The 22266-nt window shown below is 67.5% G+C and carries 22 protein-coding genes; 13 read left to right on the top strand and 9 right to left on the bottom strand.

Translation table 11 applies throughout. The features are described from left to right. Together SLQ33_RS11790 and SLQ33_RS11785 are read right to left on the bottom strand one after the other, a co-directional pair. On the bottom strand, positions 1–930 hold the full coding sequence (locus SLQ33_RS11790) for a DUF389 domain-containing protein (RefSeq protein ID WP_319454021.1): 930 nt from the start codon (positions 928–930) through the stop codon (positions 1–3). Between the two features lie 29 nt (positions 931–959). Then, positions 960–1436: a helix-turn-helix domain-containing protein gene (locus SLQ33_RS11785; protein WP_319454020.1), complete on the bottom strand. Its 477-nt coding sequence runs from the start codon at positions 1434–1436 to the stop codon at positions 960–962. Positions 1437–1532: 96 nt separating this feature from the next. On the opposite strand from SLQ33_RS11785, the gene SLQ33_RS11780 reads away from it, so the two are divergent. Further along, positions 1533–2732 (top strand): thiolase family protein, encoded by a 1200-nt coding sequence (locus SLQ33_RS11780; RefSeq protein ID WP_319454019.1) that lies wholly within the window; start codon positions 1533–1535, stop codon positions 2730–2732. A gap of 3 nt (positions 2733–2735) precedes the next feature. Here the strand turns inward: SLQ33_RS11780 and SLQ33_RS11775 are convergent, their stop codons facing one another. Next, positions 2736–3185 (bottom strand): nitroreductase family deazaflavin-dependent oxidoreductase, encoded by a 450-nt coding sequence (locus SLQ33_RS11775; RefSeq protein ID WP_319454018.1) that lies wholly within the window; start codon positions 3183–3185, stop codon positions 2736–2738. A 56-nt stretch (positions 3186–3241) separates the two neighbouring features. Between SLQ33_RS11775 and SLQ33_RS11770 the strand changes: the two genes are divergently transcribed. Then, complete coding sequence (locus SLQ33_RS11770) at positions 3242–4051, top strand: SDR family NAD(P)-dependent oxidoreductase (RefSeq protein ID WP_319454017.1); 810 nt, start codon at positions 3242–3244, stop codon at positions 4049–4051. A gap of 53 nt (positions 4052–4104) precedes the next feature. Here the strand turns inward: SLQ33_RS11770 and aspS are convergent, their stop codons facing one another. Next, positions 4105–5877: an aspartate--tRNA ligase gene (gene aspS / locus SLQ33_RS11765; protein ID WP_319454016.1), complete on the bottom strand. Its 1773-nt coding sequence runs from the start codon at positions 5875–5877 to the stop codon at positions 4105–4107. A gap of 73 nt (positions 5878–5950) precedes the next feature. Between aspS and SLQ33_RS11760 the strand changes: the two genes are divergently transcribed. Both SLQ33_RS11760 and SLQ33_RS11755 read left to right on the top strand, forming a co-directional pair. Further along, positions 5951–6841: an oxidoreductase gene (locus SLQ33_RS11760; protein ID WP_319454015.1), complete on the top strand. Its 891-nt coding sequence runs from the start codon at positions 5951–5953 to the stop codon at positions 6839–6841. 25 nt (positions 6842–6866) lie between these two features. Next, complete coding sequence (locus SLQ33_RS11755) at positions 6867–7403, top strand: SRPBCC family protein (RefSeq protein ID WP_319454014.1); 537 nt, start codon at positions 6867–6869, stop codon at positions 7401–7403. On the opposite strand, the gene SLQ33_RS11750 is transcribed toward SLQ33_RS11755, so the two are convergent. Then, positions 7372–9051 carry a carboxylesterase/lipase family protein gene (locus tag SLQ33_RS11750; RefSeq protein WP_413467634.1) on the bottom strand — a complete coding sequence of 560 codons (1680 nt, stop codon included), beginning with the start codon at positions 9049–9051 and terminating at the stop codon, positions 7372–7374. The two genes, SLQ33_RS11755 and SLQ33_RS11750, sit on opposite strands and share 32 nt — an antisense overlap. Between SLQ33_RS11750 and SLQ33_RS11745 the strand changes: the two genes are divergently transcribed. The 5 genes from SLQ33_RS11745 to SLQ33_RS11725 are packed head-to-tail and all read left to right on the top strand — an operon-like array spanning position 8972 to position 13448. Then, positions 8972–9877, top strand: a complete 906-nt coding sequence (locus SLQ33_RS11745; RefSeq protein ID WP_319454012.1) for a neutral zinc metallopeptidase — start codon at positions 8972–8974, stop codon at positions 9875–9877. The genes SLQ33_RS11750 and SLQ33_RS11745 overlap by 80 nt on opposite strands. Continuing rightward, the gene (locus tag SLQ33_RS11740) at positions 9874–10404 is read left to right on the top strand and encodes a DinB family protein (RefSeq protein WP_319454011.1); all 531 of its coding nucleotides are present in this window, start codon (positions 9874–9876) and stop codon (positions 10402–10404) included. Before SLQ33_RS11745 ends, SLQ33_RS11740 begins: the two co-directional genes overlap by 4 nt. Before the next feature lie 40 nt (positions 10405–10444). Then, entirely contained in the window at positions 10445–11053 is a 609-nt protein-coding gene (locus SLQ33_RS11735; protein ID WP_319454010.1) for a TetR/AcrR family transcriptional regulator, read from the top strand. Further along, entirely contained in the window at positions 11050–12624 is a 1575-nt protein-coding gene (locus SLQ33_RS11730; protein WP_319454009.1) for an NAD(P)/FAD-dependent oxidoreductase, read from the top strand. Before SLQ33_RS11735 ends, SLQ33_RS11730 begins: the two co-directional genes overlap by 4 nt. Then, positions 12621–13448 carry a mycofactocin-coupled SDR family oxidoreductase gene (locus SLQ33_RS11725; RefSeq protein ID WP_319454008.1) on the top strand — a complete coding sequence of 276 codons (828 nt, stop codon included), beginning with the start codon at positions 12621–12623 and terminating at the stop codon, positions 13446–13448. The genes SLQ33_RS11730 and SLQ33_RS11725 overlap by 4 nt, the downstream gene beginning before the upstream one ends. Positions 13449–13461: 13 nt before the next feature. Here the strand turns inward: SLQ33_RS11725 and SLQ33_RS11720 are convergent, their stop codons facing one another. Next, entirely contained in the window at positions 13462–14343 is an 882-nt protein-coding gene (locus SLQ33_RS11720; protein WP_319454007.1) for a thioesterase family protein, read from the bottom strand. 97 nt (positions 14344–14440) lie between these two features. On the opposite strand from SLQ33_RS11720, the gene SLQ33_RS11715 reads away from it, so the two are divergent. The 4 genes from SLQ33_RS11715 (at position 14441) to SLQ33_RS11700 (ending at position 18907) form a co-directional block, all read left to right on the top strand. Beyond that, positions 14441–15073, top strand: coding sequence for a TetR/AcrR family transcriptional regulator (locus SLQ33_RS11715; protein WP_319454006.1), 633 nt, complete (start codon positions 14441–14443; stop codon positions 15071–15073). Positions 15074–15213: 140 nt separating this feature from the next. Then, positions 15214–16437, top strand: a complete 1224-nt coding sequence (locus SLQ33_RS11710) for an amidohydrolase family protein (RefSeq protein WP_319454005.1) — start codon at positions 15214–15216, stop codon at positions 16435–16437. A 77-nt stretch (positions 16438–16514) separates the two neighbouring features. Then, entirely contained in the window at positions 16515–17657 is a 1143-nt protein-coding gene (locus SLQ33_RS11705) for an acyl-CoA dehydrogenase family protein (RefSeq protein ID WP_319454004.1), read from the top strand. After that, on the top strand, positions 17654–18907 hold the full coding sequence (locus tag SLQ33_RS11700; protein ID WP_319454003.1) for an acyl-CoA dehydrogenase family protein: 1254 nt from the start codon (positions 17654–17656) through the stop codon (positions 18905–18907). The genes SLQ33_RS11705 and SLQ33_RS11700 overlap by 4 nt, the downstream gene beginning before the upstream one ends. A 69-nt stretch (positions 18908–18976) precedes the next feature. Here the strand turns inward: SLQ33_RS11700 and SLQ33_RS11695 are convergent, their stop codons facing one another. From SLQ33_RS11695 to SLQ33_RS11685, 3 genes are read right to left on the bottom strand one after another with little or no spacing between them, the layout of a single operon-like run. Then, complete coding sequence (locus SLQ33_RS11695) at positions 18977–19846, bottom strand: SDR family NAD(P)-dependent oxidoreductase (RefSeq protein ID WP_319454002.1); 870 nt, start codon at positions 19844–19846, stop codon at positions 18977–18979. After that, positions 19843–20760, bottom strand: a complete 918-nt coding sequence (locus tag SLQ33_RS11690) for an alpha/beta fold hydrolase (RefSeq protein ID WP_319454001.1) — start codon at positions 20758–20760, stop codon at positions 19843–19845. The genes SLQ33_RS11695 and SLQ33_RS11690 overlap by 4 nt, the downstream gene beginning before the upstream one ends. Continuing rightward, positions 20757–22112, bottom strand: a complete 1356-nt coding sequence (locus SLQ33_RS11685) for a cytochrome P450 (RefSeq protein ID WP_319454000.1) — start codon at positions 22110–22112, stop codon at positions 20757–20759. Before SLQ33_RS11685 ends, SLQ33_RS11690 begins: the two co-directional genes overlap by 4 nt. Between the last annotated feature and the right edge of the window lie 154 nt (positions 22113–22266).

Here is a 22266-nt window from a genome sequence, read left to right as displayed (position 1 = left end):
TCAGTTCTGGGCCGCCCGCGGGATCAGCGACCCGTGGGGGCGGGCGATCAGGACGAGTACGCCCGCGATCACGATGCCGACGAGGTTGACCGCGAGTTGGGCGGCGGACTGGGCCGCGACGTGCCAGTCGCCGAGAATCGCTGCCACGACGGCGAACCCGGCCGCGGGCACCGTCGTCACGGAGATGAAGACGCCGACCAGGGCCGCGGACTTCGACGACATGAGCGACAGCATCCCCGCGGCGCCCGCGAGCAGCGCAACGACGAACGAGATCGGACCGACCTGGAAGATGAAGTCGACGTCGGTGACGTTGCGCACCGTATCCAGGCTCAGCCAGCCCACCGCCTGGCCCGCGAGCGTGGCTAACGCCGTGATGCCCATCGCCACCGGAAATCCGACCAGCAGGGCGAGTGCCGCACGCCTGGCCAGGTCGGCACGCCGCCGCACGATCGCGACGCTCAGGGCGGCCAACGGACCGAATTCGGGTCCAAGCACCATCGCGCCGACCACGGTGACCGTCGAGTCGGTGACGGCTCCGATGGCCGCCAGCAGGCAGGCCACTGTCAGGAAGATCACGAAGGTGAACGACAGCGTGGCCTCTTCGCGCGTTCGCGAGATCAGTTCGTCCCAGACGAGCGCGTCGGCGGGGTCGCCGTCGGCCTCCTGTTCGGCGGTGTGCGCGCGGGTCGACAGCACGGTGTCGAGCAGTTCCAGGGTGATGGCACCGCGGTGCTGGACGTCGAGTGCCTTGAGTTCCTTGATGACGTCGTTGGCGCACTCCCGCGCGATGTCGGCGGTGATCTCGTCGCCAACGGGCTCGAGAGCCACGCCCGGATAGAGCAGCAGGTTGGCGACGCCGACCTCGCGCCGGAGCACGGCGAGTACGTCGTCGCGCATGTCCTCGGGGGCGATCACCCGTAAGTGCAGCACCCTTGGACGCTAGCCGTTCGCGGTGGGCCTCACGCGGTTCCACGCCTGACCAGGCGCACGCCGAGCTCGTCGGGGGGCACGTCGTGGCCGGCCGCACACCGCACCTCCACGGTCGCTTCGGCACCGCAGTCGACGTGAGTGAGCCGTAACCGACTGTCGCTGAGATAGGTGCGGCCCCACTCGAACATGGCCCACACCACCGGCATGAAGGCCGTCCCGGATGCGGTGAGCACGTACTCGTCGCGGCTGCGCTGCCCTGGCTCACGGTAGGGCCGCTTCTCCAGCAGGCCCGCGTCGACGAGTTCGGCCAGCCTGGTCGACGTCGCCGCCTTGGTGATGCCGACGCGACGGGCGAAGTCGTCGAATCGCGTGGTGCCGTAGTACGCCTCGCGCATGATCAGCATCCCCGACTTGGTGCCGACGAGCGCCATCGTGTGTTCGACCGGGCAATGCCCGATTGCCGACCAGGCGTCGCGGTCGGCGAGGGAGCCCTGCAGGACTGTCATGTACATCACTCCACAGCTGGGTTGTTGCAACTAGACCTAGGTGTTACATCTAAGTATAGAGAGCAGTACTCAGCGACGAGTTTCCAGGAGGACCACATGGCCGAATATTCGGACCGCGACGCCGTGATCGTGGGTGCCGTACGCACCCCCGTCGGCAAGGGCAAGGCCAGCGGCGCCTTACACGACGTATTGCCTGCGGACCTGTTGGCGCACAGCCTGCGCGAACTGGTCGACCGGACCGGCGTCGATCCCGCCACCGTCGACGACGTCATCGCTGGAGCGGTGACTCAGGTCGGCGATCAGTCCGTCAACATTGCCCGCAATGCGCTGCTGGGTGCCGGGTTCCCCGAGAGCGTCCCTGGCACCACCGTCGACCGCCAGTGCGGAAGCAGCCAGCAGGCCATCTCCTTCGCGGCCCAGGGCGTGCTCGCCGGGTCGTACGACATCGTGATCGCCTCGGGCGTTGAGTCGATGTCGCGGGTGCCGATGGGCTCCAGCGTGCTGCCCGGCAGCGACCCCTTCGGCCACGCGTTCGCGGAACGCTATTCCGAAGGGCTTGTCCCACAAGGCATCAGCGCCGAGCTCATCGCGGCCAAGTGGGGCCTGTCGCGCCAGCAACTCGACGAGTTCTCGGCGGGCAGCCACGAGAAGGCGGCCCGCGCCACCAAGGAGGGGTTGTTCGACAACGAGCTAGTGCCGATCGCGGGGCTGTCGACCGACGAGATCATCCGCCCCGGCACCACGGTCGAGACGCTGGCCGGCCTTCGGCCCGCGTTCTTCAACGAGGCGTACGCGGCGCGCTTCCCGCAGATCAACTGGGAGATCACGCCGGGCAACTCGTCGCCGCTGTCGGACGGCAGCGCCGCGGTGATGATCACCAGCGGTGCGGTGGCCCGCAAGCTCGGGCTGCGTCCGCTGGCGCGGATCCACACGATGACAGTGGTGGGGTCCGACCCGCTCTACATGTTGACCGGTGTCATCCCGGCGACCGAGAAGGTGTTGGCGCGGGCGGGTCTGAAGTTGTCCGACATCGACCTGTTCGAGGTCAATGAGGCGTTCGCCCCCGTGGTGCTGAGTTGGGCCCAGGAATTGGGAGGAGCGGCCGCTTCCGATTTGCTTGCCAAGACGAACGTCAACGGCGGTGCGATCGCCATCGGGCACCCGTTGGGCGCGAGCGGTGCCCGCATCATGACGACGCTGGTCAACGCGCTCGAGCAGCGTGGCGGCCGCTACGCCCTGCAGACGATGTGTGAGGGCGGCGGCATGGCCAACGCCACCATCATCGAGCGGCTGTAGCGATCAAACGCGAACGAGCTCAAAGAGCGGAATGGTTCGCGTGGTCTTCGACTGGTACTCGGCGAACACCGGCGCAATCTCGGTGACCTTCGAGAACATCGCGTCACGCTCGTCGGCGGCTAGCTCGCGAGCCGTGACGTCATAGGACTCGGTGCCGACCTCGATGTGCGCCCGCGGGTTGGCACGAAGGTTGTGCACCCACGCCGGATCCTTCGGCCCGCCCGCGTACGACCCGTTGACGATCGTCTTGCCGTCGATCGTCAGGTAGGCCAACGGCGACAGCCGCGGCTTGCCTGACTTCGCGCCAGTGGTGTGCAACAGCAGCAGATCGCCACCCTCGAACGGCCCGCCGACCTTGCCGCCGTTGGCCCGGAACTCCTCGGTGACGCCGCGGTTGAAGTCGTCGAGCGCGTTCGCGTCGGTAACGAGCTTGTCCTTGTCGATTTCGGTCATGTCCTTGGACAAGGCGCGGTGGTGGGCGGGTATTCCCGGCGCGCGACAATCAATCCGTGAAGGTGATAGTCACGGGCGGCAACAGCGGGGTCGGCAAGGCGACGGCGGCCGCGCTCGCCGCCTCGGGGCACAGCGTGGTGATCGCCTGCCGAACCGTGGCGAAGGGACGCGAGGCCGCAGCCGAGATGAGTGGCGACGTCGACGTCGCGCACCTCGACCTGGCGGACCTCGCCAGCGTGCGCGAGTTCGCCGAGTCGGTTTCGGAAGTCGACGTTTTGATCAACAACGCAGGGGTGATGGGGCTGCCGCTAACCCGCACGGCCGCCGGCTTCGAGGCGCACATGGGCACCAACCATCTCGGCCACTTCGCGCTGACGTGCCTACTCGGGGATCGGATCACCGACCGCGTGATCTCGGTGACCAGCGCGATGCACGCCCTGTGCGACATGCACCTCGACGACCTGAACTGGCACACCCGCCGGTACTCGAAGTGGACGGCCTACGAGGAGTCCAAGCTCGCGATCCTGCTGTTCACCTCCGAGTTGGCCCGGCGCGGCGTGCGCGCCTACGCGACGGATCCAGGGGCGACGGACACCGACATCGCGCGGTACGGCACGGGCCTGATGGGTTGGATGAACTCGCTGCCGCTGCCCCGGCCCTACCTTCAGACGGCCGCCGAGGGCGCGCGCGCGAGCGTCCAGGCCGTGACGACGTCGCTGCCCAGCGGCACGTATCTCGCGCCGCGGTTCAACCAATGGGGCAAACCGAAGGTGGCGAAGCTGCGTGCGAAAGCCGTCGACCCGGTCGTGGCCCGCCAGCTGTGGGAACTGTCGGCCGAACTGACCGGCTGCGACTGGTCTCCGTAGCGATTTCGGCGCGCTTTTCGGCCGTCACCACGGCAAAAGCGCGCCGAAATCGCTTAGGAGTCGGGCTGCTTGGGCTTGGCGTCGATGCCCGACTCCTTGCGCTGCTGCGCGGTGATCGGGGCAGGCGCATCGGTCAGCGGATCCACGCCGCCGCCCGACTTCGGGAACGCGATCACCTCGCGGATGGAGTCCACCCCCGCCAACAGGGCCGTGATGCGATCCCACCCGAACGCGATGCCCCCATGCGGCGGGGCGCCGAAAGTGAAGGCGTCCAACAGGAATCCGAACTTGTCCTGTGCCTCGTCGTGATCGATGCCCATCATCGCGAAGACGCGCTCCTGAACGTCGCGGCGATGGATGCGGATGGATCCGCCGCCGATCTCGTTGCCGTTGCAGACGATGTCGTACGCGTTGGCCAGCGCCGAGCCCGGATCGGTGTCGAAGCTGTCCTCCGACTCCGGCTTCGGCGAGGTGAACGCGTGGTGCACCGCCGTCCAGGCCCCGGAGCCCAGCACCACGTCACCGGCGGCGGTGACCTCGTCCGTGGCCTCGAACAGCGGCCAGTCCACTACCCACGTAAACGCCCACGCAGCGGGGTCGATCATGTCGAGTCGCTTGGCGATCTCGATGCGGGTGGCGCCCAGCAGCGCACGCCCTGCCTTGGGCGTTCCCGCGGCGAAGAAGATGCAGTCCCCCGGCTTCGCGCCAACGTGCGCGGTGAGCCCGTCGCGCTCGGCGTCGGTCAGGTTCTTCGCGACCGGACCGCCGAGCGTTCCGTCCTCCGCGACGAGCACGTAGGCCAGCCCCTTGTGCCCGCGCTGCTTGGCGAACTCCTGCCAGCCGTCCAGCGTGCGCCGCGGCTGCGACGCCCCGCCCGGCATGACGACCGCGCCGACGTACGGCGCTTGAAACACCCGAAACGTGGTGTCGGAGAAGTACTCCGTGCACTCGACGAGTTCGACGCCGAACCGGAGGTCGGGCTTGTCCGAGCCGAACCGTCGCATCGCCTCGGCGTAGTCGATCCGTGGGAGGGGTAACGGCAGGTCGTATCCGATCAGCGCCCACAGCGCCTTGAGCACCTGCTCGGAGATGGCGATGACGTCATCGGCGTCAACGAAGCTCAATTCCATGTCGAGCTGCGTGAACTCGGGCTGACGGTCGGCGCGGAAGTCCTCGTCGCGGTAGCAGCGTGCGATCTGGTAGTAGCGCTCCATGCCCGCGACCATCAGCAGCTGCTTGAACAGCTGCGGGCTCTGCGGCAGCGCGTAGAACGAGCCGGGCTGCAGCCGGGCCGGGACCAGGAAGTCGCGCGCCCCCTCGGGAGTCGAGCGCGTCAGCGTCGGCGTCTCGATCTCCACGAAGTCGTGCTCGGCGAGCACGCCGCGGGCCGCCGCATTCACCTTGGAACGCAACCGAATTGCGTGACCCGGACCCTCCCGACGCAGGTCGAGGTAGCGGTACTTCAGCCGCGCTTCCTCGCCCGCGGTCTCGTCGAGTTGGAAGGGCAACGGAGCGCTTTCGCTCAGCACCGTCAGCGTGGTGGCGTTGACCTCGATGTCGCCGGTGGGGATGTCCGTGTTGGCGTTGCCCTCGGGCCTGACCTCGACGACACCTTCCACGGCGATGCAGAACTCGGCGCGCAGCCGGTGCGCCTGTTCGAGCACGCCGGCGTCTCGGAAGACCACCTGCGACACCCCCGAGGCGTCGCGCAGGTCGATGAAGATGACGCCGCCGTGGTCACGCCTTCGCGCCACCCAGCCGGCCAAGGTCACCGTCTGACCGGCGTCGGTGGACCGCAACGAACCGGCGGCATGGCTGCGCAGCACGAAAACTCCTCGCAAAGTGGGGATGGACCGACTGACGAGTCTAGTGGGGACGGTCCACCGGTAATTTGGCCATGTGGATGCCAGCAGGATTGCGCTCGTTGGGCCCGGCGCCATCGGCTCGACCATCGCCGCTTTGGTGCACGCCGCCGGACACCCGGTGCTGCTGTGCGGGCGCACGCCGCGGAAGTTCATCGAACTGCGGCCAGACGACGGCGATCCCATCGTGGTGCCTGGCCCCGTGCACACCGACCCGGCGACCGTGGAGGGGCCCGTCGACGTCGTGCTGCTGGCCGTCAAGGACACCCAGAACGAGGCCTCCGCAGGCTGGTTGGCCCGGCTGTGCGATGCGAACACCGTGGTCCTGGCTCTGCAGAACGGCGTCGAGCAGGTCGAACGGGTCGGCAGGTACTGCCCGGAGTCGACGGTGGTGCCCTGCGTCGTGTGGTTCTCTGCGGACACGCAACCCGAGGGTTGGGTTCGGCTCCGTACGCCCGTACGACTGGTGCTGCCCGACGTGCCCGCGGCGGATCGGCTGATCGCCCTGTTGCGTGGCCCGCGACTCTCGATCGACACCGATCCCGACTTCCTCACCGCGGCGTGGCACAAGTTGCTCGTCAACGCCGTGATGGGCCTCATGGTGCCGACCGGACGGAAGATGGGCATGTTCCGACGGCCCGACGTCGTCCGGCTGGCACGCGCTTACCTTGCCGAGTGCCTCGAGGTAGCGGCGGCCGAGGGCGCCAACCTCGGCGACGAGGTCGTCGACCAGATCATCGCCATGTTCACCGCGTTGCCCGAGGATATGACGACCTCGATCCTGACCGACCGCGAACAGGGCCGAGCGCTGGAGTGGGACGTCCGAAACGGCGTCATCAACCGCAAGGCCGCCGACCACCACCTGTCCACCCCGATCAGCCACGTCCTGGTGTCACTGCTTGCGGCGGCCAGCGACGGACCGGGGTAGACACCAACGCCTAGAGTGTCTACCCATGGCCAAGACCTACGAATGCGAACGAGTCGAACTGGACTTCGTCGACTCCGCACCGTTCCGGTTCGTCAGCAAGGTCGACCTCGCGATCACGCCCGAGCAACTGTTCGAGGTGCTGGCCGACGCCGAGTCGTGGCCGCACTGGGCGAGCGTGATCACCAACGTCGAGTGGACCAGCCCCGAGCCGCGCGGCGTCGGAACCACCAGAACGGTGAGTATGCGCGGCGGCATCGTCGGCGATGAGGAGTTCCTTGCGTGGGAGCCGTTCTCCCACATGGCCTTCCGGTTCAACCAGAGCACGTCGAACGCCATCTCGGCCTTCGCCGAGGACTACCGGGTGGTGGAAACGCCCGACGGCTGCCACCTGACGTGGGTGATGGTCATGAAGCCCAACGGGCTGGCGGGCAAGCTCGGCCTGACGGTGGGACAACCCGTGATGGCGTGGCTGTTCCAGCGGTTCCTGCACAACCTGCGCCGCTACACCGACGCGCGGTTCACCGACCCGGTCAGTACAGACCCTCCCACGCCGACCGCCTGACGCCGTCGGGATCGGCGACGGTGTCGTCGCGCGTCGACCGAATGACCCGCGTGCGCCTGCGTTCGGTGTCGTAGCGCGGCCACGCCCCGTCTTCCGCGCCGAACTCCCCCGTGGCGAACGCCAGCCACGTGCGTTGCATGCGCCTGCCCACCGACGGTTGCACGCGACGCCCGAGCGGGTGCAGCTTGCGCCCCAGATACGACGCGTAACTGTGTTGAATGTGCACGATTTCGCTGCCGTGGGTGGCGCCGAGGCCGAGCACGCGCAGCGTCCAGGTGGTGTGGTCGAAGCGGTAGGCGAAGGTCGGGGCGTGCGCACTGTATGCGTCGGCGAACGCCCATGCCGGCGCGCAGAACATCGCGTCCGAGCCGACGGCCACCAGGGCGCGCCGGCGCGGGTACGCCGGATACGCCGCCAGCACCCGCGTCTTGGCTTCGGGTGCCGTGCGTTCGAAGTAGGCGTCGACGGTCGGTGGCGTCGTCGGCAACATCGGTGGCTTGACCCAGGCGAACATCGACGCCTCGTGGCTGTTGGTTCCGATGATGAGCGGCACGCGTGACACCGCCCCGATCCGGGCTGCCTCGATCGGGTGGTGTGGCAGCAGGTCCACGCCGTAGGTGAGCCCGAACGCCAGCATGGGGGTGTTTGCCGCACTTTCGGCCTGAAGCTCGCCCGCGGCGCGACGCAGCGTCTTCTGCGGCAGCGACTTCACGTCATCGACGCCGACGCCGAGCCGGTCGAGGAAGCGCCGCGCCTGACGCGCCCGCGTGGCCCGGTCGGCGATCAGCGGCAGCGCGGGGCTCTGTGCGATCGCGCGGCCGAACAACCCCTCGGCGGCCGGGCTGGCCAGCAATGCGAGTACCGACGTCGCACCCGCCGACTCGCCGAAGACCGTCACCGCTTCGGGGTCACCGCCGAAGGCTGCGATGTTCTCGCGCACCCACGCCAGCGCGGCGAGTTGGTCTCGCAGGCACAGGTTGTCGTCGAACCCCGCTCCGAGATCGCCGAGCTCGAATCCGCCGAATACCCCGAGCCGATACGTCACGTTGACGACGACGACGTTTCCGTTGGCGGCCAGCTTCGAACCGTTGTACAGCTGCAGCTGACCGGCCCCGTAGACGAACGCACCGCCAGGAATCCAGACCATGACCGGCAATGGGGTGGAGGGTTCGTGGGCAGGAGACCACACCGTGACGGTGAGACACGCCTCGTCGCGGATCTTGGGATCGTCGTGTCCGCCACCGACGAACGACCGGCCCTGCGGCGGTAGTGGTCCGTGCTCGACGGCATCGCGGACACCCGTCCACGGCTCCAGCGGTGCGGGCGCCAGGAACCGGCGCTCCCCAACGGGCTGCTCGGCGTAGGCGACGCCGCGCCAGACGTTGACCCCGCCGTCCGTCGTGCCGCGCAGCAGTCCGGCGGCGGTCTGGACCACCGTCGAAAGTTCCGCAGTATCGTTCCGGGCGGCCACGCCTGAATCGTAGTGTGGGAAGCTGAACACGGCTGGCGCCCAGCCTTCCGGGACGAGTGTCGTTAGGCGGCGGACCGCCGCGAAAGGACCCCGCGCGATGACCTTCAACGAGGGTATGCAGATCGACACGAGCACCACGTCGTCGAGCGGCGGAGGCGGCGGTGGCGGCGGCCGCATCGCGATTGGCGGAGGGCTCGGCGGGTTGCTGATCGTCGTCGTGGCCCTGTTCTTGGGCGTCGATCCGGGTTCGGTGCTCCCCCAGGGCGGCGTTAATCAATACGACACCCAAGGCGTCGAGGCGCCCGGATTCGATGTCAGCCAGTGCAAGACGGGCAAGGACGCCAACGACATCCTCGCGTGTCGCATCATCGCCACGGGCAACTCGGTCGACGGTGTGTGGTCCCAACTGCTGAAGGGATACACCCGGCCGAAGGTCCGCCTCTTCAGCGATTCGGTGCAAACCGGCTGCGGCCCGGCCACCACCGATGTCGGCCCGTTCTACTGCCCGGTCGACAAGACTGCGTATTTCGACACCACCTTCTTCGAGGACGTCTTGGAGAAGCAGTTGGGTTCCAGCGGAGGCAAGCTGGCGCAGGAGTACGTCGTTGCTCACGAGTTCGGCCACCACGTGCAGGACCTGCTCGGCGTGCTCGGCCGTGCGCAGCAGGGTGCCACCGGCTCACAGGGCAACGGCGTACGGACCGAGCTCCAGGCCGACTGCTACGCCGGGGTGTGGGCGCACTACGCCGCGATCACGAAGCAAGAGGGTACGAACGTCACCTTCCTGGAACCGTTGACGGACAACGACATTGCGGACGCGATGTCAGCGGCCGCATCGGTGGGCGACGACCGGATCCAGCAGGCGTCGACGGGTCGCGTGAATCCGGAGTCCTGGACTCACGGCTCAGCGGCGGCACGCCAGTACTGGTTCACCGAGGGCTACCGGACCGGCGACCCCAACAAGTGCGACACGTTCTCGGCGCAGGACCTCCACGACCGATGACGCCGGGCGATCCCATCACGCCCGACGCCAAGGACTGGACGTGGGTGCTCGGCCGCCCGTGTCCGCAGTGCGGCTTCGACGCCGCGCTCGTACATCCCACCGACGTCGGCGCTCACGTGCGCCGCGATGCGAACGATTGGATCGCCCGACTCACCGAGCCCGGCGCGACGACCCGTCCCGCACCCGGCGTCTGGTCACATCTGGAGTACGGCTGCCACGTTCGCGACGTGCACCGCATCTTCGATCACCGCGTCCAGTTGATGCTGAACGAGGACGAGCCACGGTTTCCCAACTGGGATCAGGACGAGACGGCGGTGTCGGAGAACTACGGCGCGCAGGACCCCGTCGTGGTCGCGCGCGAACTCGTCGAGGCCGCCACCGCCGTCGCCGACACCTACGGCTCGGTGCCCGCCGACGCGTGGTCGCGGCGTGGACTGCGCAGCAATGGCAGTGAGTTCACCATCGCGTCGATCGCGCGCTACCACCTGCACGACATCGTTCACCATGCCTGGGACGTCACGCCCTAGCCATTGACCACTTTGAACACATATCGCTAATGTGTTCAAGATGAGCCAGGGACCGGATCAACCGACCAGGACCAAGGCGGTGTCCGCTGCGCTCCTGGCCGCCACCACCGACACGCTCCGCAGGCTCGGCCCCCGCCAGTTCAGCCTCACCGCCGTCGCCGAGGCGGCAGGAGTCTCTCGCGGCACCGTCCACAACGCGCTGGGCAGCCGCGAGCACGCCATCAAGACGGCGCTCGACCACCTGGCTTCGGCATTCGTCGAGTCGATGGCCGAGGAGGTCGACAAAGCCGAGACACTGGCCGAAAAGGTCTCGGCCGCAGCGGTCTTCGTCTGCGTGCACCGACAGCGCTCCGATTCCGTCACTTCGCGTGGCATCAACGAGAGCATCGTGGTGCTACTGCTGCGCAACAGCGGAGACGATCTGGTGAAGCGTGCCGTCGAGCTCTGGAAGCCGCTGGTGAAGGCCGCACAGAGTAGCGGTGAGGTCCACCCGGGCGTCGAGGAGGCGCGGGCCGCCGAGTGGATCGTGCGCATCCTCTTCAGCTTCGAATTGCTTCCGCCGATGGGTGTGAACCTCGACAACCCGCGCGCGGTGCGCAAATTCGTGAAGAACCACGTCGTCGACGGACTGACCGGAGGAGCTGCATGACCGAACCCGACCACGAAGTCGCGATCATCGGCGCGGGGCCGGGCGGCATCGCCTCGGCACACCTGCTGCGGCAGAACGGAATCGACGACTTCGTCATCGTCGAGCGGGCAGCCGACTTCGGCGGCACCTGGCGCGACAACCACTACCCCGGGCTGGCCGTCGACATCCCCAGCCTGTGGTATCAGCTGTCGTTCGCACCCAATCCGAAGTGGTCCCGGCTGTTCGCGCCGGGTCCCGAGCTCTACCAGTATCTGCGCGACACCGCTGCCTCGTTGGGGCTCTACGAGCACCTGATGCCCAACGCCGAAGTGGTCCAACAGCAGTGGGACGAAGATGCAGGGCTGTGGCATCTGAGGATTCGAGACGGGCGGACCATCACGGCGCGGTTCGTGATCAGCTCCGTCGGCGGCTACGTCAACGCGAAGCAGACGGTCAGCATCGCGGGCGCCGAGGACTTCGCGGGTACGACGTTGCGGCCCAACGCGTGGGACGACTCGTACGACCCCGTGGGCAAGCGCATCGCGGTGATCGGTACCGGCTCCAGCGGCGTGCAGATCACCGCCGCACTGTCCGGTAAGGCCGCCAGCGTCGACGTCTACCAGCGCACGCCGGCCTGGGTGCTCCCCAAGGTCGACTTCGACATCCCCCCGCAGATGCGCCGAATCCTCAAGGTGCCCGGCGTCTTTCCCGCCGTCAACGCGGCGGGTCGGTTGCTCATGGACGTCGCCATGATCGCGCCGATCGTGCACGTCTTCTCGCGCTTGCCCGACCGGCTGCTGGTCCGCCTGATTCCTCTGTACGACACGTACTGCCGTGCGCTCTACCGGCTGCTGCTACGCGCGACGGTGCGCGACCCCGCGACGCGCGCCGCGCTGGTGCCGCGCTACGGAATCATGGCGAAACGGCCCGTCATCTCCAGCACCTTCCTGCCCGCGCTCAACGATCCGAACACCTCGCTGATCACCACCCCCATCGAGCGGATCACCCGCGACGGCGTGCGCACCGTCGACGGTGTCGAGCATCCTGCCGACCTGTTGGTGTTGGCCACTGGCTACGAACTGTGGACCGATCCCGAAACCTACCGCTCGGGAACGATCCTCGGCGCCAACGGGTTCGATCTCGCCGAGTACTACCGCGCTCACGGCATGCAGAGTTACGCGGGTACGGCGCATCCGCACCTGCCAAACAGGTGGGAGATCGTGGGCCCGCTCGGATTCGTTGGCTTCGCGTGGTGCGATTTCGTCGAGACGATGGCCGCCCACGCGGTGCGCGTCATCGCCGAGACCCGCAGGCGCGGGCTACAGGTCGCCGCGGTCGGTCCGGACGCGTTCAACCGGTGGAATCGCACCATGACGCGCCGCGGGAAGACGGCCCACGTCTACTTCACCGACTGCAACCCCGAGCTCAACACCTACTTCGTCAACTCCCAACGCGACACCGTTTACCACCGCCCCCAAACCATCACCGCCTCAAGGTGGTTCGCGCGCCGAGGTCCGCTGACCGACTACCAATTCACCCGACGGTCGGCGCGCACCGCCGCACGCCAACTACCCGAGGAGCAACCGGCATGACCGACACCGACAAGCCACTGGCCGGACGCGTCGCCTACGTCACGGGGGCCGCCCGCGGGCAGGGCCGGTCGCACTGCGTCCGGCTGGCCAGGGCCGGCGCCGACGTGGTCGCCATCGACGCCTGCGGTCCGGTCGCCGCCCACAACGGCTACGCGGCCTCCACCCCGGCCGACCTCGCCGAGACGGTGAGCCTCGTCGAGGGGGAAGGTCGCAAGATCCTGGCCAAGGAGGTCGACGTTCGCGACGCCGAGGGCCAGCAGCGGGTGATCGCCGACGCCGTCGAACAATTCGGGCGGCTCGACATCGTGGTGGCGAATGCCGGCGTCATGAACTGGGGCCGGCTGTGGGAGCTCACGCCCCAGCAGTGGCAGGAGACGATCGACATCAATCTGACCGGGGTCTGGAACACCATCCGGGCCGTAGTCCCGCCGATGATCGAGGCAGGCAACGGCGGGTCGATCATCAACATCAGCTCGGCGGCGGGCATCAAGGCCGTCCCGGGCTGCGGGCACTACTGCGCCACCAAGTTCGGCGTCGTGGCGCTGACCAACTCATTGGCAGTCGAGTTGGGCGAGTTCGGGATTCGGGTCAACTCGGTTCATCCGTACGGCACCGACACGCCGATGGGCAACGACCTGTCGATGTACCAACTGTTCGCCGACCACCAGACCTACATCCACAGCTTCTCCCCCGGCGCGCTGCCGACCGACTCGCTGGCCGCGCCCGACCTCATCTCCGACATCGTCGTCTGGCTGGCCGGCGACGGGTCCTCCCTGGTTACCGCCGCACAGATTCCCGCCGACAAGGGCTATCTGAAGATCTAGTGCGCCGGACCTGCTAGAGCCGGGATTCCGCGCCGATCGACGTGTCGGTGGTCCGCAGCGGGCGGATCAACGCGTCCTGAGCGAAGGAGGCGATGAGCGCGCCCTCTTCGGTGTGCACGGCGCCGCGCACGTGGGACATGCCCGCGCCCACCTGATTGCTCTCGTGCGTGTACAGCAGCCATCCGCCCCAGGCGAACGGCTCGTGAAAGCTCACGGAGATCGTCATCGGTGCCGTGGACACCGTCAGGTGCGCCTGCGCGGTGCCGATGCCCTCGTGGGCGCGCATCGTCGTCGAGATACCAAGGTGGCCAGTGAAATACGCGACGAGGGCCTTCGCGAGGTCGTCACGTGTCGGGATCGGGTCGTAGTGCAGCCACGCGAAGAGCTCCGGAGGGCCCACCTCGTCGGGACTGTTGACGTCCACGACGTCGACGAGGCGCAACTGGCGGCCGACCATCGGCATCTCGGACACGTTCGAGTCCGCGGGCGCCGCCACGTTCGGGCGGGGGATGTGGTGGCGGATGACGTCGCCCGATGGGACGTCGGTGAACGCGGTGATCGTGATGCAGCGCTTGCCGTTCTGCGTCACGTTGACCACGGCCGTCGCCGTCGAGCGGCCCTCGGCGACCACGTCGATGGTGAGTTCGACGGGCGGGCCGACGACGACTGCGCGCGCGAACACCGCGGACACCGACCGCACCGACTTCTCCGGGAAGCGCTTGGCCACGGCGACAATCGCCTGAGCGAGCACCTGGGTGCCCTCGACCACCTGTCGCTCGTCGACGCCAGCGATGCCGGTCTGTCCGACGAATTTGTCGGTCCCGACTTCTTGGGCGTCGAACAGCTCCAACAAGCCCTCGACGGTCCACTCGCCCGTAGTCGCTTCGGTGGTCATGTGCATCCGGCCTCTCGTAGGTTGCGAACTGCCCAGCGGTGCGACACCTTAGCCGCAACCACACCGTGGGCTTCCCAGAGACGGTAACGTCATTCTCATGGCCAAGTCGAGCGCACGACCGTCGACCGGCACCGCAGAGGCCGGCGCAGGCGAAGAAGAGTCCCGGGCGAATCGGTTCATGCGGTCTGCGCTGGCCATCCTCGGCGAGACCGGCAAGGCCGACTTCACCGTGCTCGAGGTCGTCGAACGTTCGAAGACGTCGCTGCGGTCCTTCTACCAGCACTTCTCCACCAAGGACGAGCTCCTGCTGGCGCTCATCGACCGGATCATGACCGAGTCGACGCTGAAGTGGCGACAGGAGACCGATGACCTCGACGCCGTTGCGGCGCTGCGCAAGCTGATCGACCGGGTCAGCGCCCCGGCTCCGTCAACCACCCAGGACAGCATCAACCGGGGGCTGACGTTCTACAACGACCACCTCGCGGAAACCTTGCCCCGCGAGTATGCGCGGGTGCTCTCGCCGGTGCACGTGCTCATCAAGGACATCATCGACCGCGGCATCGCCGAGGGCGTCTTCGATCCCGACCTCGACGTCGACCCGACCGCCACGCTGATCATGCAGTCGGCCATGGGCGCGATGCGGCTTCGGGTGCTCGGGGCCGAACTCAACGACGCACCACTCGAGCCTCACCACATCTTCGACTTCTGCATACGCGTCCTGCGCAAGTAACCTCGCGGCCGGCCGACACGGCCGCTGACCTGCATCGAATGCGATTCCATCTCGGATTTCTCCAGCGGTGGTGTTGCTTGTGTTCCCGAAGTGGTAACGTCATTACCACCCAAGCACAACGAGCCTTTCAGGAGGCGGAAATGCCCAGCCGCGAGCTTCCCTTTCCGGTGTTCGACGCCGACAACCACTTCTACGAGCCCAAGGAAGCGCTGACCCAGTTCCTTCCGGATCACCGCAAGGGCGTCATCGACTACATCGACGTCCGCGGACGCACCAAGATCATGGTTCGCAACCAGGTCAGCGACTACATCCCGAACCCGACGTTCGAGGTCGTCGCCCGACCCGGCGCGCAGGAGGAGTACTTCCGGCACGGCAGCGGCGGCAAGAGCTTCCGCGAGGTCATGGGCAAGCCGATGAAGGCGATCCCCGCCTTCCGCGACCCCGCCGCCCGCCTCGAGGTGTTGGATTCGCTCGGCCTGGACTACACGCTGATGTTTCCGACGCTCGCCAGCCTCGTCGAAGAGCGCCTCAAGGACGACCCCGACCTGATCCTCGACATCGTCCACGCGCTTAACCAGTGGATGTACGAGACCTGGCAGTTCAACTACGAGGACCGCATCTTCTCCACCCCGGTCATCAACCTGGGCAATGTCGACCGCGCTCTCGAAGAACTGGAGTGGTGCCTCGAGCGCGGCGCCAAGACCGTCCTGGTCCGCCCCGCACCGGTGCCCGGTTACCGTGGCAGCCGTTCCATGGGCACCGAAGAGTTCGACCCGTTCTGGGACGCCTGCGTCAAGGCCGGTATCCCCGTCTCGATGCACGCGTCGGATTCGGGATACTCCGAGTACCTCAACGACTGGGAGCCCGCGAGCGAGTTCAAGCCGTTCTCGCCGACCTCGTTCCGCATGGTCGCGATGGGCAAGCGGCCCATCGAGGACACCATGGCCGCGATGGTCTGCCACGGCGCACTGACCCGCAACCCCGACCTGCGCGTCCTGTCCGTCGAAAACGGCGCATCCTGGGTGCCGACGCTATTGAAGCAGTTCAAGGACGTGTACTCGAAGATGCCGCAGGGGTTCCTCGAGGATCCGGTCGTGGCGTTCAAGCGCGGCGTGTACGTCGCCCCGTTCTGGGAGGACGACTTCGCGCAGATGGCCGAGCTGTGCGGCGTCGACCGGGTCATCTTCGGCTCCGACTGGCCGCACCCCGAGGGCCTGGCCGACCCGATCAACCTGATCGAGGACCTCCAAGGGCTCGACGAAGAAGGACAGCGGAAGATCATGGGCGGCAACATGATCGACCTCTTCAAGGTGCCCAACAAGGTCGTCCACAAGCCCGACGTGCCCGCAATGGAATTCGTCTGATCCCAGGCTCATCGCGAACGTGCGTGTCGGCCCCGCCGGCACGCACGTTCGCGGGCTATGGAAAGGAAGTTGGCGCCGTGAGTGAAGTCGCCTCCCCCGAACGTCTGCTATTCGTGTCCACCGCTGCGGCCTTCCTCGAGAAGGAAGCCTCGCTCAGCCGAGTACGCGAACTGCATGCGGCCGGAACGTCATTCGACAGGGGCTGGTGGCAGCGGGCCGCCGAACTCGGCTGGGCCAGCATGCTGGTGCCCGAGGAACTCGGCGGCGGCAGCGTCTCGGGTGACGGTGTCGCGGATCTCGCGCTCGTCGCTGAACAGGTCGGTCACACCGTCGCCCCAGGACCCCTTCATCCCGTCAACACCGTGCTTGCCGGGCTCGTCGACGCCGAGAACGCCGAAGCGCACGCGGCGACCATCGAGGCCTTGGTTGCCGGCGAACTCATCGCGTCGTGGGCGGTCTACGAGCCGCGCCGGGGCTGGGCGCCGTTGCAGACGACGGTGACGGCCACGGCGACCCCCGACGGCTATCGGATCGACGGGGTCAAGGACCGCGTCGAGGCTGGCACCGACAGTGACGTCTTCCTCCTGGTCGCCCGCGTCGATGACGCCCTGCAGCAGTTCCTCGTACCTGCCAACGCGGCGGGCGTCACGATCGAACCGCAGGAGTCGCTCGACCTGGTAAAGCGTTACGCGCGAGTGACTTTCGACGGCGTCAGCGTCGGCGCCGAAGCCGTGGTAGGCACGTCCGCTCAGACGGCGGCGCTCATCGCGAGACAAGCTCAGGTCGCGCAGGTGTTGCAGTGCGCCGAGGTCGTCGGCATTCTCGACACCGTGTTCGACTTCACCACCCAGTGGGCGTTGGACCGGCACTCCTTCGGGCGGCCGTTGGCCTCGTATCAGGCGCTCAAGCATCGCTTCGCCGACATGAAGATCTGGCTAGAGGCTTGCCGGGCGACCACTCGTGCCGCCATCGCAGCGGTTGGTACCCGGGCCGCCGACGCCGACCTGCTGGCCAGCGTGGCGAAGTCCTATGTAGGCGAGCACGCGGCGCCCATGTTGCAGCACTGCGTTCAGTTGCACGGCGGCATCGGCGTGACGTGGGAGCATGACCTGCATCTGTTCGTGCGCCGAGTTACCTTGTACCGCTCCATGTTCGGCACCCCCGAGGACCACAACTTGCGCGTGTACGCGCACGCCGAGGCACAGAAGGCAGCATCATGACCGAGACGACGTCGGTGGAAGCCACCACGGAGACCGTCGAGGAGTTCGCACAGCGCGCCAAGGCATGGCTGGCGGCGAACATGCCGACGACCGACCCCGCGAACCCGCCCGACGCGGACCGCGGCGCGGAGCAGCCGTGGCTGCGCGCTCGCGAATTGCAGAAGAAGCTTTACGAGGGTGGTTTCGCCGGGATCTGCTTCCCACGCGAGTACGGCGGCCTCGGGCTGCCCATCGAGTATCAGCGGGCGTTCGACGAGGTGTCTCGCCGGTATGAGCTGCCGATCATCCTCAACGTACCGACGTTCACGATCTGCGCCGCGACCATTCTGGACACGGGCTCCGAACAACAGAAGCGGGACCGCATCTCCGCGGCGATCCGTGGCGACGAGATCCTCGTCCAGCTGCTCAGCGAACCGAGCGGTGGATCCGATCTGGCGGGCGTGATCACGCGTGCCGACCGGCGTGGCGACAAGTGGATCGTCAACGGCGCCAAGACGTGGAGCACCAGCGCGTTCGCCGCCGACTATGGACTGTTGCTGGCCCGCACCGACTGGGACGTGCCCAAGCACGAGGGCCTGACGATGTTCCTGGTGCCAATCAAGAGCCCCGGCATCACGATGCGTCGGATCAAGCAGGTCGATGGTGGCGACGAGTTCTGCGAAGAGTTCTTCGACGATCTCGAACTGCCCGCCGACGCCGTCGTGGGCGAGGTCAACGACGGATGGAACGTCGCGTCGCGCCAGATGTACCACGAACGCCGCGCGGTCGGCGGCGGCTCCGAGTTCGCCAGCGGGATAGGTGCAGAGGGTAAGACCGACCAACCCGTCGACTACGTAGAACTGGTCGACGAACTCGGCCTAGCGGACAACGAACGCATTCGGGAAATGGCCGGTCGTGCCTTGGTGCGCCGCGCTATTCACGAACAGCTCGTCGGTCACGTCTACAACGGCGTGCTAGACGGATCGCTGCCCCCGGCGGCGGGATCGATCATCCGGATTTCGCACGCGGAGAACGTGCAGTTCGAGATTGACACCGTGCTGGCAATGACCGGCGCAGGCGCCGTCGTCGACGACGGCAGCGGGTTGTTCAAGGTCGGCCGGCGGTTCCTCTCCCGGCAGGCCGCCTCGCTGGGCGGCGGAACCAACGAGATCGCGCGCAACATCATCGGCGAACGCGTGCTTGGCTTCCCCCGCGAATACGCCGCCGACCGAGGCGTGCCGTTCAACCAGGTGAAGCGCAAGCGCGACTAATCACGTTGAGGTAGCGCTCACGGCGACGGCTACTCGCACTTTCGTCACGCCAGCGCTACGTCAACGAGGTCATACGACCTGAGCGGGTTCGCCAGCGCGTGCCTTGCCGCGCAGTCGCGACTCGAACCGGCTGAGAATGTCGTAGTAGTGGGTTGGCGCCAGCCGCGACAGGGTGTCGAACAGGTACGCATCGGGACCGACCAGGATGCGCGCCTTGCCCTGCTCGACCCCGCGGTGGATGACCTCGGCGGCCTTGTCCGGCTGGGTCATCGTGATGGCTGCGAACTCCTGCACCATCTGCTCGTGGCTGCGGCCCAGCCCGTTGGGATCCGTCCGGAAGCGAGCGTTGCGCACGATGTTGGTGTTGATCCCGCCGGGGTGCACGTTCACCGCACGAACGCCGGTGCCGCGCAGCTCCTGACGCAGTGAGTCGGTGAAGCCGCGTACCGCGAACTTCGCGGAGCAGTAAGCGCTTTGGTTCGGCATGCCGACGAGACCGAACACGCTCGAGGTGTTGACGATGGACCCGAAGTCCTGCGCGACGAGGATCGGGAGGAACGCCCGACTGCCGTTGACGACGCCGTGGAAGTTGATGTCCCACAGCCATTGATCGTCTTCTGGGACGGCGTCGAGCACGCGGGACGAAACCGCTACGCCCGCGTTGTTGAACACCGCACCCAACGGCGTGGGCGCCCAACCGGCCACCTCGCCGGCGAAATCGTGCTGAGCGTCCGCGTCGCGTACGTCGAGCACGCGGGTCAACGTCGGCCCACCCAGGGTTGCTTCGGTCTCCTTCAGGCCCCGCTCGTCGACGTCGGCGATCGCGACCGCGCATCCGTGAGCGGAAAGCCGTTGCGCGAGTGAACGTCCGATCCCGGACGCAGCGCCCGTGATGACGACGGTTCGGCCGCTGATGACGTGTCGGGCGGATCTGCTCATGCTCGCTCCTCGGTGGTGGACGCTTGGACGGAAGCCCCTGCGGTGTGGTCGGTGATCAGGTCGAGTAGCCGCCCCCAAGCACCGAACGGCAGGTCGTGGCCCATGCCAGTGATGGTGACCAGGCGCGACCCCGGGATCGCGCGGGCGGTGGCCGCGCCGCCCGTCGGATGGACCATGCGGTCGCGGTCGCCGTGGATCACCAACGTCGGTACGTCGATCTCGTGGAGCTCGGCAGTCCGGTCGCCGGATGCGAAGATCCCGGCGAGCTGCCGCGTCACACCGTCGGACGTCGGATCGCGATCCCACGCCACCCCGGCGCGCTCGCGCACCCACTCCTCGTCGAACGGGTAACCGTGAGATCCGATGTGCCGGAACATCCGCAGCGCTCCGTCGATCGCCTCGGCGCGGTTCCGCGCCGGGCGCGCCGTCGCCATCCGCCGCCACGTGGAGGCCGCAGGCCGACCGATGCGCGCGGCACCGGTATTCGACATGATCGACGTCAACGTCCGTACCCGGCCGGGATGGTGCGCGGCGACGGTCTGGGCGATCATCCCACCCATCGAGATGCCTACGAGGTGCGCGTCGCGGTAGCCGAGCGCATCGAGCAGGCCGACGGTGTCACGCGCCATGTCGCCGAGGTGGTACTGGCGCGGGTGGTTGCCGCCACGCAGCACCGCGATCGGGTTCGGCGCGCGGTAGTCCATGTGCGTCGACCGCCCGACGTCCCGGTTGTCGAAGCGGATGACCCGGAACCCGCGGGCCGCGAGCGCGGCGGCGAAGTCCGACGGCCAAGAGTGCAGCTGCTGACCGAGGCCCGCGACGAGCACGATCGGTGGGTCCGCGGGGTCACCGAAACCGTCGTGGCACAGCGTGATTCCACGTCCGACGCTGGCGACCGACTCGTCCGCCGTCACGCCGACACCTGTGCGGCGCCTTCGCGCACGGCGTCCGCGACGCGCGCCCGACGGTGCACGACCGCCAGGCCGCCGCGACCCGGGGCGGTGGCCACCCCGCGGGAGTGCATCGGCTCACCGGGGGCGTACGTGGTGCCGAACTCGAACTCGCGCAACAGTGTACGCAGCGTGACCATCAGCTCCATGTTGGCGAATGCGGCGCCGATGCAGCGCCGGATTCCACCTCCGAAGGGGACCCAGGCATGGCTGTCCGGCGGGTTGCCGACGAACCGGTCGGGGTTGAACGCAGCGGCGTCGGGAAAGCTCCGCTCGGATGCGTGCGCGAGCGAGATGCTGACCAGCACGGCGTGGCGCTCGGGAATGACCCACTCCCCCAACCTGATCCGCTCCTTGGTGATGCGCGCGGTGGCGTTGATGACCGGTCGGTTGCGCTGCACCTCGAAGATCGTGGCCTGCAGCAGCTCGGACTCGCCAGCGTCGAGCTCGGCGGTCAGCCGGTTGAGCATGCGCGGATGCCTGCGCAACCGTTCCACCGCCCACGCCAGCGTGGTGGCCGTGGTCTCATGGCCGGCCGCGAGCAGGGTCAGCAGTTCGTCGGCGACGTGATCGTCGGTGATCGGCGAACCGTCCTCGTAGCGTGCCTGGAGCATCAACGCCAGCACGTCGTTGCGCTCCTCGAAGTGTGGGTCATTGCGCGCGTCGGCGATCAGCTGCGCGATGATCGCGTCGTAGCGGCGGCGCATCGCGTCCACTCGCCCCCACGGGCTCCACCGACCGTAGTCACGGCGGGCGAACGGCGGCAGCACCGCCAGGTGGGACGCGCGCAAGACCATCGGCGGCAACAACTCCCGCAGCTCCTCGAATGCGGCGCCCTCGGCGCCGAACACCGTGCGCAGGATCGCGTTGAGCGTTATCCGCATCATCGACGGCAGCGTGGCGAACTCCTCGCCCTCGGGCCATGTCGCGATCTCGCGCATCACCTCTTGCTCGACGATGTCCTCGTAGCCAGCCATCCGCTTGCCGTGAAACGGCGGTACCAACAGCTTGCGGCGTTGCCGATGCGCGGTACCTTCGAGGCTGAACGTCGACCCGGGGCCCAGCACCTCCCCGAGCGTGCCCCCGCGGGCGATCAGGTCACTACTCGTCGTGAAGAGATCCTTGACCAGTGCCGGATCGCTGATCACCACAGCGTGCCCGAAGATCGGCAGGTTCAGCGTGAACGCCGAGCCGTAGCGCCTGCTCACCGCGGCGACGGCCTTGTCGCGATTGATGACGAAGCCGAGGGCCTGCAGGGCCTTCGGGATGCGCGGCGCAGGTGGCAGTCGCACCGGGTCGGTCGTGGCCTCGCCCATGTCGTCTCCTCGCTGTCGGCACGTGATGGCTACGGACACGGTACGCCGCAGTACCGAACGGGGCAAGGCTTCTTTCCACACACGTTCAATAGTGGTACGGTCATGTACCGACGACGGTACGCGTGCGTACCGGACGCTCCCGACGAGAGGTGTG

It is taken from the genome of Mycobacterium sp. RTGN6 (assembly GCF_033804605.1).
In the GTDB taxonomy this organism is placed as follows: domain Bacteria; phylum Actinomycetota; class Actinomycetes; order Mycobacteriales; family Mycobacteriaceae; genus Mycobacterium.
The sequence above is the reverse complement of the archived record's forward strand: the minus strand, read 5'-3'. Positions and strand labels throughout refer to the sequence as shown.

What these genes read in the sequence shown, in the direction of transcription:
- SLQ33_RS11785 (WP_319454020.1), bottom strand. Translation starts at nt 1,436, where the DNA reads ATGACAGTCCTGCAGGGCTCCCTCGCCGACCGCGACGCCTGGTCGGCA.
- SLQ33_RS11780 (WP_319454019.1), top strand. Translation starts at nt 1,533, where the DNA reads ATGGCCGAATATTCGGACCGCGACGCCGTGATCGTGGGTGCCGTACGC.
- SLQ33_RS11775 (WP_319454018.1), bottom strand. Translation starts at nt 3,185, where the DNA reads ATGACCGAAATCGACAAGGACAAGCTCGTTACCGACGCGAACGCGCTC.
- SLQ33_RS11755 (WP_319454014.1), top strand. Translation starts at nt 6,867, where the DNA reads ATGGCCAAGACCTACGAATGCGAACGAGTCGAACTGGACTTCGTCGAC.
- SLQ33_RS11745 (WP_319454012.1), top strand. Translation starts at nt 8,972, where the DNA reads ATGACCTTCAACGAGGGTATGCAGATCGACACGAGCACCACGTCGTCG.
- SLQ33_RS11750 (WP_413467634.1), bottom strand. Translation starts at nt 9,051, where the DNA reads ATGCGGCCGCCGCCACCGCCGCCTCCGCCGCTCGACGACGTGGTGCTC.
- SLQ33_RS11740 (WP_319454011.1), top strand. Translation starts at nt 9,874, where the DNA reads ATGACGCCGGGCGATCCCATCACGCCCGACGCCAAGGACTGGACGTGG.
- SLQ33_RS11735 (WP_319454010.1), top strand. Translation starts at nt 10,445, where the DNA reads ATGAGCCAGGGACCGGATCAACCGACCAGGACCAAGGCGGTGTCCGCT.
- SLQ33_RS11730 (WP_319454009.1), top strand. Translation starts at nt 11,050, where the DNA reads ATGACCGAACCCGACCACGAAGTCGCGATCATCGGCGCGGGGCCGGGC.
- SLQ33_RS11725 (WP_319454008.1), top strand. Translation starts at nt 12,621, where the DNA reads ATGACCGACACCGACAAGCCACTGGCCGGACGCGTCGCCTACGTCACG.
- SLQ33_RS11720 (WP_319454007.1), bottom strand. Translation starts at nt 14,343, where the DNA reads ATGACCACCGAAGCGACTACGGGCGAGTGGACCGTCGAGGGCTTGTTG.
- SLQ33_RS11715 (WP_319454006.1), top strand. Translation starts at nt 14,441, where the DNA reads ATGGCCAAGTCGAGCGCACGACCGTCGACCGGCACCGCAGAGGCCGGC.
- SLQ33_RS11710 (WP_319454005.1), top strand. Translation starts at nt 15,214, where the DNA reads ATGCCCAGCCGCGAGCTTCCCTTTCCGGTGTTCGACGCCGACAACCAC.
- SLQ33_RS11700 (WP_319454003.1), top strand. Translation starts at nt 17,654, where the DNA reads ATGACCGAGACGACGTCGGTGGAAGCCACCACGGAGACCGTCGAGGAG.
- SLQ33_RS11695 (WP_319454002.1), bottom strand. Translation starts at nt 19,846, where the DNA reads ATGAGCAGATCCGCCCGACACGTCATCAGCGGCCGAACCGTCGTCATC.
- SLQ33_RS11685 (WP_319454000.1), bottom strand. Translation starts at nt 22,112, where the DNA reads ATGGGCGAGGCCACGACCGACCCGGTGCGACTGCCACCTGCGCCGCGC.